This is a genomic window from Actinopolymorpha sp. NPDC004070 (genome assembly GCF_040610475.1).
Classification (GTDB): Bacteria; Actinomycetota; Actinomycetes; order Propionibacteriales; family Actinopolymorphaceae; genus Actinopolymorpha.
The window spans coordinates 27,272-40,694 of record NZ_JBEXMJ010000017.1; the positions used below are offsets into that span (position 1 = coordinate 27,272).

Below are 13,423 nucleotides of genomic sequence, written 5' to 3' on the forward strand. Positions count from 1 at the left end.
CCTAGGCCCTGAGCGTGTTCTCGGTCCTGACGGACGGGAAGCGCACCAGCCCGGACGGCAGGGCGACCGCCTGCACCCGCTGGTCGTGCCGCTGGGCCGGCAGGTTGTCGTCGACGAGCTCCCCCTCGTGCAGGACCGCGCAGCGGAACGCCTCGCGGGCAGCCCGAACGAGCACCCGGTCGTAGCTGCCGCCGCCGCGGCCGAGTCGCATGCCGGATCGGTCGACGGCGAGCCCGGGCACGAGAACCGCGTCGGCGGTGCCCACCGCGCTGGGGCCGAGCCGCGGACCGGCCGGTTCGAGCAGGCCGCGGGGCGCCCGGACCAGCCCCTCGGGACCGGTGTAGACCGCCCAGTCGAGGTCGAGGTCGGGCTCGAGGACCGGCAGCAGAACCCGGATGCCTCGTTGGCGGAGTGCGTCCAACAACGGACCCGTGCCGGGTTCGGTGCCCACTCCGACGTACGCCGCGACCACCGCGGCCCGGCTCACCTCGGACACGCTGAGCAGCACGTCACGAAGCGCAACGGCCGCTGCCTGCAGGTCGGGTGGACGCAGCCGAGCGCGCCGGGCGAGCACGCGGCGGCGCATCTTCTCCTTGGCAAGCTGCCTGTCAGGCGGCGGGAAGCTCTCGGCCTGCATGGTTCGTTATCATCTCTCAACATTCCGGTGGACGCATCACTTCCGGGAAATGACCAACCAGATCAACCGACCGTGCGCAAATTTTCCGGCAGCGTCTACGCTTCGTGACCGAACCGCGTAGGCGATGCTGTACGCGCAGTGATCAACGGCCAGGCTCGGCGGTGCTCCGGAGCGAATACCCCCACACCCACTAGGGTTCGGCGCATGGGTCACTCCGCTTCCTCCTCCACGGTCCGTAAGGCCGTCATCCCCGCCGCCGGGCTGGGCACCCGCTTCCTGCCGGCGACGAAGGCGACGCCGAAGGAGATGCTCCCGGTGGTCGACAAGCCCGCGATCCAGTACGTCGTGGAGGAGGCGGTCGCCGCCGGACTCGAGGACGTCCTGATGATCACCGGGCGCGGCAAGCGTGCCCTGGAGGACCACTTCGACCGGGCGTGGGAGCTGGAGGAGACGCTGCGGGAGAAGGGTGACGACGACCGCCTGGCCGAGGTGCAGCTGTCCAGTCAACTGGCCGACGTGCACTACGTCCGCCAGGGCGCGCCGAAGGGGCTGGGGCACGCCGTCCTGTGCGCTGCGCCGCACGTGGGCCACTCGCCGTTCGCCGTCCTGCTGGGTGACGACCTGATCGACGAGCGCGACCCACTGCTGCCCACGATGATCGACGTCCAGCGCGAGAAGGGCGGCAGCGTCGTGGCGCTGATCGAGGTCGAGCCCTCCCAGGCCCACCTCTACGGCTGCGCCGCCGTCGAGGCGACCGACCGTGAGGACGTCGTACGCATCACCGACCTGGTGGAGAAGCCGGACCCGTCGGAGGCGCCGAGCAACCTCGCGATCATCGGCCGCTACGTGCTGGCGCCGGAGGTGTTCGACGTACTCCGCGAGACCAAGCCCGGGCGCGGCGGGGAGATCCAGCTCACCGACGCCCTTCGCACTCTCGCCGGGCGCAAGGTCGAGGAGGGTGGCCCGGTGCACGGTGTCCTCTTCCGCGGCCGCCGCTACGACACCGGTGACCGCGCCGACTATCTCCGCGCGACGGTGCGGCTGGCGGCCGAGCGGGACGACCTCGGGCCGGAGTTCCTGTCCTGGCTGCGGGAGTTCGTGGCGGAGAAGGACGGGCAGGACGGCCGGAGCGGGAGCAGGTAGCAGGACGGGCAGGGTCGGTGGGAAGGCCCGGGCCGGACACGGACGCGCGGTACGCGCGGTGAGATCGGAGGACCCGCGGTGAGAACCGTCGACGAGCACCTCGCCCAGGCGCTGGCCGCCGTCGCGCAGCTGCCGCCGTTCCAGCAGCACCTGCTGGACGCGCAGGGGTGCGCCCTGTGTGAGGACGTCGAGGCCGGCCTCGACCTCCCGTCGTTCGACAACTCCTCGATGGACGGGTACGCCGTCCGCCGGGAGGACGTCGAGGCCGCGAGCGAGGACTCGCCCGTGGTGCTTCCCGTCATCGGCGACCTGCCGGCGGGAGGGGTGGAGGCACTCGCCCTCGCGCCCGGCATGGCCCTGCGGATCATGACCGGTGCCCCGATCCCGCACGGCGCCAACGCGGTCGTCCCCGTGGAGTGGACCGACGGCGGCGTGGCCAAGGTGTCGATCACCCAGGCGCCCGGCGACCGCGACTACATCCGGCGGCGCGGCGAGGACGTCCGTACCGGTCAGCTTCTGGTCCGCGCCGGCACCCGGCTGGATGCCCGCCAGATCGGGCTGCTCGCCTCGGTCGGCCGCGACGTCGTGTGGGTACGCCCGCGGCCGCGCGTCGTCGTCCTGTCCACCGGCTCCGAGCTTCGCGAACCCGGCCAGCCGCTGGGCGTGGGCGCCATCTACGACTCCAACAGCTTCACCCTCGCCGCCGCCGCACGCGAGGCCGGCGCGATCGCCTACCGCGTGGTTGGCGTGCCCGATGACGAGCGGGAGTTCATGCGGGTGCTGGAGGACCAGTTGGTCCGGGCCGACCTCGTGGTCACCAGTGGCGGCGTCAGCGTCGGTGCCTACGACGTGGTCAAGGCGGTGCTGAGCCGGCTCGGCACGGTGGAGTTCAACAGCGTCGCGATGCAGCCGGGGAAGCCGCAGGGGTTCGGGGTGGTCGGCGAGGACTCCACGCCGATCTTCACCCTGCCCGGCAACCCGGTCAGCGCCTACGTCTCGTTCCAGGTGTTCGTACGCCCGGTGCTGCGCAAGATGCTGGGGCTCACCCCCCACGTAGCGCCGACCGTCACCGCCACCGCGACCGGCGGGTGGACCTCGCCGGAAGGGAGGCGGCAGTACACCCGGGTGCGCTACTCCGTCGACGACGACGGCCAGGCCCACGTCGCCCCGGTCGGCGGGCCCGGCTCGCACCTGGTGGGCGGGCTGGCCGGCGCCAACGCGCTGGCGGTCGTGCCCGAGGAGGTCACCCAGGTCGAGGAGGGCACGACCCTGGACGTCATGCTGCTCGACGCCGAGGGCGCGGGCGGGCAGTCGTCCGGGTGAACCCGGCAGCCCAGGAAGGGGCTCAGGAGCGGTCCAGGAAGAGGAAGGCGGCGGATGACTGAACCAGCACGGCCCCGTGGTCTCACCCACGTGGACGAGTCCGGGGAAGCCCGGATGGTCGACGTGTCCGGCAAGCAGGTGTCGGCCCGGACCGCGCGTGCGACCGGACGGGTGCTGGTCAGCGCGGAGGTCGTCGCCTTGCTGCGCGGTGACGGGGTGCCGAAGGGCGACGCCCTCGGTGTCTCCCGGGTCGCCGGCATCATGGGCGCGAAGCGCACTCCCGATCTCGTTCCGCTGTGCCATCCCATCGCCCTGACCGGTGTCAAGGTCGACCTGACAGTGGCCGACGACGCGGTGGAGATCGCCGCGACCGTACGCACTGCCGACCGGACCGGCGTGGAGATGGAGGCCCTCACCGCTGTCTCGGTGGCGGCCCTGTCCGTGGTCGACATGGTGAAGGCCGTCGACCCCGGCGCGGTGATCACCGACGTCCGGGTCGAGGAGAAGGCCGGCGGAGTCTCCGGCGACTGGCGGCGAACGTCGTGAGAGCGCTGGTGGTCACGGTGTCCAACCGCGCGTCCTCGGGCGTCTACGCCGACCGGGCCGGTCCGGTGCTCGTCGAGGGGCTGGCCGCCCTGGGCTTCGAGGTGGACGGGCCGCGGGTGGTGCCCGACGGCGAGCCGGTCGGCGAGGCACTGCGGGACGCCGTCGCCGCGGCGTACGACGTGGTGCTCACCACCGGTGGCACCGGCCTGAGCCCGACGGACCGGACACCGGAGGTCACCCGGCCGCTGCTCGACCGGGAGGTCCCGGGTCTGGCGGAGGCGATCCGGGCGTACGGTCTCGGGCACGGCGTACCCGCGGCGAGCCTGTCCCGCGGCCTTGCCGGGCTCGCGGGAGGCACTCTCGTGGTCAACCTTCCGGGCTCGACCGGAGGCGCGCGGGACGGCCTGGCCGTCCTGGCGCCGGTGCTCGTCCATGCCGTCGACCAGGTGGCCGGCGGCGACCACGTACCCGGGGACACAGCGCCCGCCGACCACGTGCACGGCGACCATGCTGGAGGTGCACGCTGACCAGGACCTGGCCGGTACGGCTTACCGAGGGGCCTGTCGGGCTGCGTCCACTGCGCACCCGCGACGCACGCGCGTGGCGGGACGTCCGCGCGCGCAACCTCACCTGGCTGCAGCCGTGGGAGGCGACGCCACCGGCGGGCGTCGAGCCTCGTCCGCGCACCTTCCGGTCGATGGTGCGGATGCTGCGGGCACAGGCGCGCGCCGGCATCTGCCTGCCGTTCGTGGTGACCTACACCGAGCCGCCGGTGCCGGAGGGCGCGGCCGGCCGGGGTGCCCAGGTCGAACGCCTCGTCGGCCAGTTGACCGTCAGCGGCATCACCCTGGGGTCGGCCCGCTGGGCGCAGATCGGCTACTGGATCGACCAGTCCTACGCCGGGCGCGGCATCATGCCGACCGCGGTGGCGCTGGCGGCCGACCACTGCTTCTTCAACCTCGGCCTGCACCGGATCGAGATCAACATCCGTCCGGAGAACGCCGCAAGCCTGCGGGTGGTGGAGAAACTCGGCTTCCGCAAGGAGGGCTTGCGTCCGCGTTACCTCCACATCGACGGCGACTGGCGCGACCATCTGGCGTTCGCGCTGAACGCCGAGGAGGTGCCCGAAGGCCTACTGAACCGCTGGCGCCGTTCGCAGCGGGGCGCACCTCCGGAGCAGCGGGGGAGTTCCGAACAACACGGCAGCAACGCGCCACCGAGCTGAGTCCTGAGCCGAGTCCGGGCCTGGGGTTCGGGTTGTGTGAGGGACGAGCCCGGACAAGTCCGGGGACTGTCCGGCGACACACCGTGTCACTTGCGCCGGAATCCAAGATTTTTTGCGTACGTTCGTACGCGTGGGTACTGGCCTGATCTACGCGGCGATCGTGGTTGCGTGGGCCGTCTACCTCGTCCCCCTCTGGTTACGTCGGCATGACGAGGCGACCGCCGCGCGGCCAGTCGACGACGTCCCCTCCGAGGACGTCCCATCGACTTCGCGCGTCCTGGCTCGCCGGCAAAGTGCCCGTCCGGCCGAGTCTGGTGGGCAGGTTGCGGTGCCACCGCAGCGCACCTCCTCGACCTCTCCGGAGTTCTCCTCCGCATACACGCACACGCGTCGGCAGGGGAGTGCTCCTGGTGTTTCCGCGGCGGCTCGCCGCAGACGCACGCTTCTTCTGCTCACCGTGCTGACCACGCTGGCCGCCGTTTTGTCGATGGCCGGTGTCGTCGGATGGTGGACCGTCCTGGTTCCGGTGGGGCTGACGGTCGGATTCCTGATGGTGTCTGCCGCCGCCGCGAGGCAGGAGCGTCGACAGGTTGGTGTGCGCCGGTCGGTGGACACGCCGCCGGCGCGTCGGGTGTCCGAGGACCGGCAGCGGGCCGACGACCGTCGCGAGGTGCCGTCGCCGCGGACCGTCTCGCGGCACGCAATGCCCGCCCGCGCTGTGCGGACCGGTGCCGGCGGGTCGTCCGGCCCGAGCCGGGACACAGGACGAGACACTTCGCGGGACGCGGCGAGGAGCACGCTCGTGGCCAGGGCCGATCGGGAGGCCGAGCGGCAGGTCGCGTTCCATGGCGGCGAGGACCGAGGCCGGGACCTCACCGCCGAGGCGCCCCCGGTCACCGCGGCCGCCTACGAGCCGCCCGTACCCTCCACGCCCTCCGTCCCGCCTGCCCCCGCCGCCGAGACTCCGGCGCCGGCCGCGTCGGGCCGGGTGTCGCTGGGTCCGTCGGTGCCGTCCGGCGAACTCTGGGATCCGGTACGGGTGCCGCTGCCGACGTACGTCACCAAGGCCAAGGCGCCGCGGACCGTCCGTACCGTCGATCTCGCCCAGTCGGGCGTCTGGGCTTCCGCCGGGACGTCGGCCGACGGCCTGCTGTCCCGGTCGGAGGACGCGCCCAAGATGCTGCTCGACGAGTCCGGCGTCGGTGATCGTTCCGACGCTGACCGAGGGTCCGTCACCGGCGAGCAGAAGAACGGCGACGCCGGCTGGCGGGCAGTGGGCGACTGAGCCGGTTTCCGGCCGGTCTGTCCCCGCCTCGGGTGACGGACGCGGTGGCGTTCTGGGTGAGTGCGCGTGCTATCGTCTTCGTCGTTCGCCGCCCACGTCGCACTCCGGGGGACGGGCACATGGGATGGGGCTGTAGCGCAGTCCGGTAGCGCACCTCGTTCGCATCGAGGGGGTCAGGGGTTCAAATCCCCTCAGCTCCACCACAGGTCGAAGGCCCTGTCGGGATCACCCGGCAGGGCCTTTGCGTGCTCTTACAGCAGCAAAGTGTGGCAGCTGGCACTCTGGGCCCCGAGATCGTCGAGGCTCTGGCCGAGCTTCTTGAGGGCGTTGGGGGTCAGGGTCGACGACACGTGCGTGTAGACCTCCATCGTCATGGCGATCTCGGAGTGCCTCAGGATCTGCATCGCGACCCGAGGGTGGACGTCCGACGCGGCGAGCAGCGAGCCGCACGTATGGCGAGTGTCGTGGACGCGGATCAAGGCGCCGCTGACGCGGCGCCAGGGCGCTGTCCTCGGGCTTGCCGGGCGGCTCAGACGGCTGACCTTCCAGAGTGTCGGCACGGGGCTGAGCGGTTTGGAGATGTGACCGCCCCGTCCTCCTCGCACGCGTACGGGCTACCTGATCAGTGGCGATGCGCTGGTACCCGATACCCGAAGATGCGGTAGCGCCGCTGCAACGTGAAGCCCACGGACTCGGCGGTGCGGTACGAGCCCACGTTGTCGTCGTTGCAGTGCCAGCCGACCTCGGTCAGCCCGCGGTCGAAGGCGATCGCGACGGCAGCCGCGGCGACCTGAGTGGCCAGGCCGCGGCGGCGGTGTTCGGGAGCCGTATGTATGCCGATCTCGGCGCGGTCGGCGACGATGCAGTCGGCCAGGCTCCAGCTGGCAAGGTCCTCGCCACGCAGGGCTGCCGCCCCGAATCCATGTGCGAGGAACGCGTCCTCGCTGCCCCAGTTACTGCCCATCCAGTTCCGCAGATGGCTGGGCACCTGCCGGTGTTGCAGCAGCGTGGCGTCGATCGGTGCGATTCGGTACCCGGGCGGTGGATTCGGTTGCGGTCGAGGCTTGCGATGCACGTAGTGTCGCCGTGGCACCGCGAAGACGTCGAGATCGGGCATGATCACCTGTGCCGCTGGCGGCCAGCCGTCGTGGTCGAAGGAGAGCACCAGGTCTTCATCGCGTTCGGGCATGATGGTAGCCGCCAGATGCTCCCGTAAGCCTGCGATGAGGCGGACATCTGCCGGGTCACCGCCGACGAAGTTGCCCTCCGGGGAATGGACGAAGACTGCACTCGGACGGACGGGGTCGTCGACGAACACGTCGCCTGGCATCGCACCCGCGAGCACCGCCGCCACGCTCAGCTGGTGATCAAACCCGGTGAGCAGCTTCGCGACCGTGGCGTACGCATGCCGGGACAGCCTTGTGAGCATCTTCCTCCTCATGCTGGCGGCACCGGTATGCACCACAGCGTCGGCGCGCAGCAGTCTGCCCATCCGCGCCAGGATCCTCAAACGATTTCCGCGACGCCGGCCGTGGACCTACGTTTCCCCAGCTGACCGTCCTCCGGGAGGGGCCATGCCCCTGTGGGGCCACCGAACGGCCTTGAGCAGCCGTTGATGATCAACTCTCGCCTCTTCGAACCACGCTCGTCGCCGGCCAGGCACGTCAGCCCCCAGACACGAGAACCCACTCGTAATGCGTAGCTCGTCTTACCTGTAGGGCGCGTAGGTGACCTTGCGGCCGCGGACCTGCCATCCGGCCTTCGGAAGGATGCCGCGGAGTCTCTCGTAGCCCGTCTCGTGGTCGATTGACCCATCCGCATATGTCACCTCGACCCGAGATCGACTCGTCCCGAACACCTCGCTGGCCTGGTCGTCGCGTTCGACGAGCTCCCACCTGCCACCGGGACCTTGGCCAGTTTCGAGCTGGAGCGCCGAACCGAAGTCGATCCAGGTCACCGCTAGCGCGTCTGTCCGGGAAGGGATCAGCTCGGTCATCAAGGCGCCGGCTCCGTCAACGTCGTTGCTCTCCCACCGGCGTCGCACCGTGCAGGTGGTGCCGAGCTCGCGTTCAAGCTCGTCCGTATGTGATCCGACAGTTGATCCGCGATACATGTCCGCCAGCTGATGTGCGACACCTGGCCGGCCTAGGCGTCAGCGGTCCGTGGCCGCTGTGCCTTGATGCTACGGACTGGCTGGGTGGTGGTCGGGCGCACGAGCCGGGGCGTCGGCGTCGGGGCGTTCGATGGCCGGGTCGTCTCGGACACGTGCACGGTGGCGGTGTGGTGCTGTGCTCGCGTGCGGGCGTGACTGTTGGCCTGGCTCGGCGTGGCAACCTCCCGACCGCTGGTGGGCTGCAACTGGACGGCTGCGACGAACCGTGTCTCTTGGTCAGGTGTTGGCGGCGGCGATCACTGTGGTCAGGGATGCGTGGAGGTCCTCGAGTTCGGGGATGGACATGCCCAGGCGTTCGATGATGGCCGGCGGGATCTTCTCGGCCCGGTCCCGCAGGTTGTGGCCGGCCTCGGTCAGGGTGACCGCCAGGGATCGTTCGTCGCGCGGGTCACGCTGGCGACGGACGTATCCGCTGGACTCCAGTCGTTTGAGCAGTGGCGAGAGGGTGCCCGGGTCGAGTTGGAGCAACCCGCTCAGTTGCTTCACCGACAGGGGTGATTCCTCCCACAGGGCGAGCATCACCAGGTACTGCGGGTGGGTGAGGCCCATGGGGTCCAGCAGCGGACGGTAGAGCGCGATCACACTGCGGGAGGCAACGGCGAGAGCGAAGCAGACCTGGCGGTCCAACGCCAGCAGATTCGCCGCCTGGGCGGGTCCGGTCGCAGCGCCCGGTGCCACGTTGGAGTCCGGCATGTCCCTCCTTGTTCGATCCATCTTCAGCTATCAGGTACTCTATCAATTGGTACACCAAGCGTTGGCGTGCAAACTACATGGCGTCCATGCGACGCCGCCGGACCCTGAGGGGAGTCCCGATGAGTAAGAAGAACGCCGGTCTGAGCCTGTGGTACCGCTTCCGGTGGCGCACGGTGTGGCTGTTGCTGCACGTCATGGGGCCGGCCGACCTTCCCGACCACATCGACCCCCGGAGCCGGATGGTGCGTGAGCGGGCTGCCCGACAGGCAAGGGCACTGGCGAAGGCCCAAGAGAAGGCACAGGAGGCGACCCGGACCGAAGCGGAGACCACGGCGGGCAGCACGGTCGCCTGAGGAACTTCGCCGTCGGTAACGCGAACTACACGTGCCGATGTGCGACGTGTGGCCTGCGATCTTCTGGCCGATGACCATGATGACGCCGCTGTTGTTGGCTCCCCGCTGGACCCGGATCGGTTCGGTCGAGGGGCGTGGCAGCGTCCCGACTGGGCGGGTTCGCTGCGATCGGACGGCTTCCCCGGGCTGCAGCGGGTTGGGGCGGGTCCGCAGCAACTCCCGCGTCTCGGGGTCGAAGAACAGCAGTGGTGCGCCTTCTTCGATGTAGATTCCGACCCGTCGGCCGCGCCGACATGATCCAGGTACCGTCCGTACATCTCGGCGGTCTCCGCACCGGACCCGTTTGGTTCATCCAACGCCGCGACCCGAACTTCCTCGAGTACATGTCGCAGTGGATGGACAAACCCGTGATCGGGGCGCTCGGAGGAAACGCGATGCGTGCCTTCCGCGTTCTCCTCGACTACCCCGCCGCACGAGTCTCTCTCCGGCAGAATTAGGCCTGGCCACATCGTGGAAGGGCATGCGCGGCCGTGGCGGTGATCTACTTCGATGGCGATCAGACCTTGTGGGACTTCCGCGCGTTGATGCGTCGGACGCTGGCCGCGACGATCGAGGAGCTGCGCAGGTTGGTCCCTGCTGCCGAGGGTGACTTGTCCATAGACACCTTCGTGGCGGACCGGGAGTTCGTGGCCGAGCACCTCGCAGGCACCGTCACCAACCTGGAATCCATCCGGCTGGCCGCCTTCACGCACAGCTTGCGCCGGCTGGGCATCGTCGACGCAGGGCTCGCTGAGCACCTCAACGACTACTACCTGCAGCGGCGGTTCGCCGACGTCGACCTGTACGACGACGTTCTGCCGACGCTGGAGACCCTCGTCCGTGACCACAGCGTGGGGCTGCTTTCCAACGGAACGTCATGGTGGGTGACTCGATCCGCAACGACGTCACGTACATCTTCTGCCAGACACCTGTCGCACTTCACCCGACGAGAGTTGGAACAGGAGCTGAGCATGAAGGTCCAGGTGCCCGAGGTGAAGGCTGCCGACGTACGTAGCCGGATCCGCTAGTCCCCGGTCGTGCCGTCGATGGCTTCGCGGATCAGATCCGCGTGGCCGTTGTGGCGTGCGTACTCCTCGATCATGTGCAGGTAGATCCACCGGATGTCGCGGTCGGGACCGCCCCACGGGAAAGGTACGACGTCGTCGAGCCCCCTGCCGGCCACGGCCTCGCGGGCCGCGCCGATCTCGCGCCGGTAGGTGTCCAGGTCGGCGGCGGCGTCGGCCACCTCGATGTCGTTGAAGTCGGCGCTGCCGTCGGCCTCGGTCCAGTACAGGTCCGGCACGTCCTGACCCGCCGCGCACTGGCGGAACCACCCGCGTTCGGCGTCGGCCAAGTGCCTGACCAGGCCCAGAAGCGAGAGGTTCGACGACGAGACCGCACGCAACCTGAGTTGCTCCGGCGTCAGTCCGGCGCACTTCATCAGCAAGGTGCCGCGGTGGTAGTCGAGCCACTGCTGGAGTGCCCTGCGCTCGGCGGCAACGTGATCCGGCTCAGCACGCTCGGCCGGGGGAGCGATCCATTCGGCGGTCACGGCGGCCAACGCTACCGCCCGCTAGTGTGCACGCATGTTCGAGACTGCGCTGGTGAACGTCTACACCTCCGACATCGAGGCGGCGATCGGTTTCTACCGTGATCTGCTCGAGTTCGAGGAGACCTTCCGGACACCCACCGAGGGGACCCCGGAGCACGTCGAGCTCCGGCTCGGCGGGTTCACGATCGGGCTCGGCACGGTCGAGGCGGCGAAGAGGGTCCACGGCGTGGACGCCGAACCAGGGCGACCGGCGATGGTCGTGGTGATCTGGGCCCGAGACGCCGACGAGGCCTTCGCGAAGCTGGTCGCGGCGGGAGTGCCCGCGGTCCAACCGCCCCACGACGCCGGGAACGGCAACCGCAACGCGCTTCTGCGCGACCCGGACGGCAACCTCGTGGAGATCGTCTCGAAGGTTTCTTGACGTTCAGTCCAGGCAGAACTCGTTGCCCTCGACGTCCTGCATCACGATGCACGACTCTTCGTGGTCGTCAGCGGGCAGGAGCCGCTGGCGTACGGCGCCGAGTGCGACCAGTCGCGTGCATTCGGCCTCCAGTGCGGCCAGGCGCTCCTCACCGACGAGCCCCGTGCCGACCCGTACGTCAAGGTGCACTCGGTTCTTGACGACCTTCCCCTCGGGAACGCGCTGGAAGTAGAGTCGCGGGCCGACGCCTGTGGGATCCACGCAGGCGAACGCCGAACCCTGATGCCCAGGTGGCAGCGTGCGGTCGAAGTCCTCCCACGTGTCGAACCCCTCTGGCGGCTTCGGTAGGACGTACCCGAGCGCCTCGCACCAGAAGCGACCAACCCGCTCCGGATCTGCGCAGTCGAAGGTGACCTGGACCTGCCTGACGGTCGTCATCGGCTCACCATAGGGGCGCCGTGGGTGACCCAGCCAGTCCATGTCCCTTCACGGGTTGGCGATCTCGCGCCGCGGCAACAGGAATGCCGTACCGAACACCAGGACCGCGGAGACGACCAGGGTCACTCGCGAACCGAACTGGGCGGCCATCAGCCCGCCGACGAGGATGAACACCGGCTGGGCGACCGTGGTGGCGAAAGCCCACAGCGTCGACACCCGTGACATCAGGTGGTCCGGTGTGGCGAGCTGGCGGTAGCCGGCCATGGTCGAGTTCGCCATGGCGGCGAAGAAGAGCAGGCCGGCGAAGCCGATCCCACACTGGACCAGACCGGCCAGGCCGGGCGTGGCAAGCGGGATGAGGAAGTTCCACGGTCCTCGCAGCAGGCTCGCCCACCACAGGACCCGCACCGAGCCGAAGCGGGCCGCCATTCTGCGGGTGAGCCGCGCGCCGACCACGCCGCCGAGGGACGGCAGACCCATCAGCAGTCCGTACTGGAACGCGGTGAAGTGCAGTTCGCGCAGGTAGAAGATCGTGGTGACCGGACCCGACATGGCGATCGAGCCCGTGAAACAGACCCAGCTGATCAACATGTTGCGCAGGGCGGGGTGGCCCCACACGAAGTGCAGCCCTCCCGCCAGCTCGCTGCTCCGGGACCGCTCGCTGTGGCGGACGGGTGGCGCAGGCTCGGGTTGACGGATCAGGCGGACGGCCAGCGCGCTGGCGAGGAAGGACACGGCGTCGATCAGGAGCGTGCCGAGCGCGGTGAGCAGGCCGACGAGCGCGCCTCCGAGGGAAGGGCCGACCGACATCCGCAGCCAGTTGGTGGACTCCAGGCGTCCGTTGGCGTCGATCAGCCGCTCCGGTGACACCAGGGCCTTCAGGTGTGCCTGGGCGGCACCGCCGAAGGCGATGCTGCCGGTCGCGTTGACGACCGCCACGACACACAACTGAGCGAACGTCAGGGCGTGTACCAGGCCGGCCAACGGGACGCTGGCCAGGCTCACGAAACGGGTGACGTCGGCCGCGATCATCACCGGGCGCTTGCGCCGGAACTCCACGAAGTTCCCCATCGGGAGAGCGAGCAGGGCCGTGGTGATCGCGGTGAACGCCGCGAGCAGGGAGATCTGGAACGTCGACGCGTGCACGACCGTGACGGCGACGATGGGAAGGGCCACCCCGCCGACCGCCGAGCCGAGCTGGCTCACCGCCAGGCCGGCCCACAGCCGCTGGAAGTCGCGGTGTCCCCGCACACTGACGTGCTGCACTGTCATCCGAAGCTCCCCGTGGACGCGGCCGGGCGACGTTACAGCAGTGGCGGTCCCGAACGTCCCCGTACGACCGAAATCGGCCGGGCACTCGGCGCGCAGTCCCGCTTCGCAACAGCAGGTTGACGCGCCCGACGCGGCCGGTGAGGCCTGGTGGAAGAGCGCGGTCGTCTACCAGGCGCTTCGACACGAGGACCCGGTGGTCCAGCGCGGCAACTTCCACCTGCTGCTGCCCGACGATCCGCACATCCACGCCTTAGCGGCGAGGAGATCACCCTACGGGTGTGGGAAGGGGTCGTGCTGCGCCGGGCGTCGTCGCGATAGCGCGG

At 69.8% G+C, this 13,423-nt stretch carries 17 protein-coding genes and 1 tRNA gene; 10 read left to right on the forward strand and 8 right to left on the reverse strand.

The window, feature by feature from the left end; translation table 11 throughout:
• Nucleotide 1: 1 nt before the first annotated feature.
• Nucleotides 2–637 (reverse strand): 5-formyltetrahydrofolate cyclo-ligase, encoded by a 636-nt coding sequence (locus ABZV93_RS25750; RefSeq protein WP_354940818.1) that lies wholly within the window; start codon nt 635–637, stop codon nt 2–4.
• Between the two features lie 204 nt (nt 638–841).
• Between ABZV93_RS25750 and galU the strand changes: the two genes are divergently transcribed.
• From galU to ABZV93_RS25785, 7 genes are all read left to right on the forward strand, one after another.
• Nucleotides 842–1,780, forward strand: a complete 939-nt coding sequence (gene galU, locus ABZV93_RS25755) for a UTP--glucose-1-phosphate uridylyltransferase GalU (protein WP_354940820.1) — start codon at nt 842–844, stop codon at nt 1,778–1,780.
• Nucleotides 1,781–1,858: 78 nt separating this feature from the next.
• The gene (gene glp / locus ABZV93_RS25760; RefSeq protein WP_354940823.1) at nt 1,859–3,103 is read left to right on the forward strand and encodes a gephyrin-like molybdotransferase Glp; all 1,245 of its coding nucleotides are present in this window, start codon (nt 1,859–1,861) and stop codon (nt 3,101–3,103) included.
• A 54-nt stretch (nt 3,104–3,157) separates the two neighbouring features.
• The gene (gene moaC, locus ABZV93_RS25765) at nt 3,158–3,649 is read left to right on the forward strand and encodes a cyclic pyranopterin monophosphate synthase MoaC (RefSeq protein WP_354940826.1); all 492 of its coding nucleotides are present in this window, start codon (nt 3,158–3,160) and stop codon (nt 3,647–3,649) included.
• Nucleotides 3,646–4,176, forward strand: coding sequence for a MogA/MoaB family molybdenum cofactor biosynthesis protein (locus ABZV93_RS25770; RefSeq protein WP_354940829.1), 531 nt, complete (start codon nt 3,646–3,648; stop codon nt 4,174–4,176). The genes moaC and ABZV93_RS25770 overlap by 4 nt, the downstream gene beginning before the upstream one ends.
• Nucleotides 4,177–4,226: 50 nt before the next feature.
• Complete coding sequence (locus ABZV93_RS25775) at nt 4,227–4,874, forward strand: GNAT family protein (protein WP_354941104.1); 648 nt, start codon at nt 4,227–4,229, stop codon at nt 4,872–4,874.
• Nucleotides 4,875–5,676: 802 nt separating this feature from the next.
• A complete protein-coding gene (locus ABZV93_RS25780; RefSeq protein ID WP_354940832.1) occupies nt 5,677–6,159 on the forward strand; it encodes a hypothetical protein in 483 nt (160 codons plus the stop codon).
• A gap of 126 nt (nt 6,160–6,285) precedes the next feature.
• Nucleotides 6,286–6,362 (forward strand) — tRNA-Ala (locus tag ABZV93_RS25785).
• Nucleotides 6,363–6,410: 48 nt separating this feature from the next.
• Here the strand turns inward: ABZV93_RS25785 and ABZV93_RS25790 are convergent.
• The 4 genes from ABZV93_RS25790 to ABZV93_RS25805 all read right to left on the reverse strand — a co-directional run bounded on the left by ABZV93_RS25790 (nt 6,411) and on the right by ABZV93_RS25805 (nt 9,025).
• A complete protein-coding gene (locus tag ABZV93_RS25790) occupies nt 6,411–6,764 on the reverse strand; it encodes a site-specific integrase (RefSeq protein WP_354940835.1) in 354 nt (117 codons plus the stop codon).
• Between the two features lie 17 nt (nt 6,765–6,781).
• Nucleotides 6,782–7,651, reverse strand: a complete 870-nt coding sequence (locus tag ABZV93_RS25795; protein WP_354940838.1) for a GNAT family N-acetyltransferase — start codon at nt 7,649–7,651, stop codon at nt 6,782–6,784.
• Between the two features lie 216 nt (nt 7,652–7,867).
• Nucleotides 7,868–8,155 carry a hypothetical protein gene (locus ABZV93_RS25800; protein WP_354940841.1) on the reverse strand — a complete coding sequence of 96 codons (288 nt, stop codon included), beginning with the start codon at nt 8,153–8,155 and terminating at the stop codon, nt 7,868–7,870.
• A 393-nt stretch (nt 8,156–8,548) separates the two neighbouring features.
• The gene (locus ABZV93_RS25805; RefSeq protein WP_354940844.1) at nt 8,549–9,025 is read right to left on the reverse strand and encodes a MarR family transcriptional regulator; all 477 of its coding nucleotides are present in this window, start codon (nt 9,023–9,025) and stop codon (nt 8,549–8,551) included.
• Between the two features lie 119 nt (nt 9,026–9,144).
• Between ABZV93_RS25805 and ABZV93_RS25810 the strand changes: the two genes are divergently transcribed.
• Nucleotides 9,145–9,378, forward strand: coding sequence for a hypothetical protein (locus ABZV93_RS25810; RefSeq protein WP_354940847.1), 234 nt, complete (start codon nt 9,145–9,147; stop codon nt 9,376–9,378).
• Between the two features lie 530 nt (nt 9,379–9,908).
• Nucleotides 9,909–10,445 carry a hypothetical protein gene (locus ABZV93_RS25815; RefSeq protein WP_354940850.1) on the forward strand — a complete coding sequence of 179 codons (537 nt, stop codon included), beginning with the start codon at nt 9,909–9,911 and terminating at the stop codon, nt 10,443–10,445.
• On the opposite strand, the gene ABZV93_RS25820 is transcribed toward ABZV93_RS25815, so the two are convergent.
• Complete coding sequence (locus tag ABZV93_RS25820) at nt 10,442–10,969, reverse strand: DinB family protein (protein ID WP_354940852.1); 528 nt, start codon at nt 10,967–10,969, stop codon at nt 10,442–10,444. The two genes, ABZV93_RS25815 and ABZV93_RS25820, sit on opposite strands and share 4 nt — an antisense overlap.
• Nucleotides 10,970–11,003: 34 nt before the next feature.
• Between ABZV93_RS25820 and ABZV93_RS25825 the strand changes: the two genes are divergently transcribed.
• Nucleotides 11,004–11,390: a VOC family protein gene (locus tag ABZV93_RS25825; RefSeq protein WP_354940855.1), complete on the forward strand. Its 387-nt coding sequence runs from the start codon at nt 11,004–11,006 to the stop codon at nt 11,388–11,390.
• A gap of 3 nt (nt 11,391–11,393) precedes the next feature.
• Here the strand turns inward: ABZV93_RS25825 and ABZV93_RS25830 are convergent, their stop codons facing one another.
• Together ABZV93_RS25830 and ABZV93_RS25835 are read right to left on the reverse strand one after the other, a co-directional pair.
• Nucleotides 11,394–11,828, reverse strand: a complete 435-nt coding sequence (locus ABZV93_RS25830; protein WP_354940857.1) for a VOC family protein — start codon at nt 11,826–11,828, stop codon at nt 11,394–11,396.
• 48 nt (nt 11,829–11,876) lie between these two features.
• Nucleotides 11,877–13,100, reverse strand: coding sequence for an MFS transporter (locus ABZV93_RS25835; RefSeq protein WP_354940860.1), 1,224 nt, complete (start codon nt 13,098–13,100; stop codon nt 11,877–11,879).
• Between the last annotated feature and the right edge of the window lie 323 nt (nt 13,101–13,423).

What these genes read in the sequence shown, in the direction of transcription:
- ABZV93_RS25810 (WP_354940847.1), top strand. Translation starts at nt 9,145, where the DNA reads ATGAGTAAGAAGAACGCCGGTCTGAGCCTGTGGTACCGCTTCCGGTGG.
- ABZV93_RS25830 (WP_354940857.1), bottom strand. Translation starts at nt 11,828, where the DNA reads ATGACGACCGTCAGGCAGGTCCAGGTCACCTTCGACTGCGCAGATCCG.
- ABZV93_RS25750 (WP_354940818.1), bottom strand. Translation starts at nt 637, where the DNA reads ATGCAGGCCGAGAGCTTCCCGCCGCCTGACAGGCAGCTTGCCAAGGAG.
- ABZV93_RS25795 (WP_354940838.1), bottom strand. Translation starts at nt 7,651, where the DNA reads ATGGGCAGACTGCTGCGCGCCGACGCTGTGGTGCATACCGGTGCCGCC.
- moaC (WP_354940826.1), top strand. Translation starts at nt 3,158, where the DNA reads ATGACTGAACCAGCACGGCCCCGTGGTCTCACCCACGTGGACGAGTCC.
- ABZV93_RS25800 (WP_354940841.1), bottom strand. Translation starts at nt 8,155, where the DNA reads ATGACCGAGCTGATCCCTTCCCGGACAGACGCGCTAGCGGTGACCTGG.
- ABZV93_RS25825 (WP_354940855.1), top strand. Translation starts at nt 11,004, where the DNA reads ATGTTCGAGACTGCGCTGGTGAACGTCTACACCTCCGACATCGAGGCG.
- ABZV93_RS25805 (WP_354940844.1), bottom strand. Translation starts at nt 9,025, where the DNA reads ATGCCGGACTCCAACGTGGCACCGGGCGCTGCGACCGGACCCGCCCAG.
- galU (WP_354940820.1), top strand. Translation starts at nt 842, where the DNA reads ATGGGTCACTCCGCTTCCTCCTCCACGGTCCGTAAGGCCGTCATCCCC.
- ABZV93_RS25835 (WP_354940860.1), bottom strand. Translation starts at nt 13,100, where the DNA reads ATGACAGTGCAGCACGTCAGTGTGCGGGGACACCGCGACTTCCAGCGG.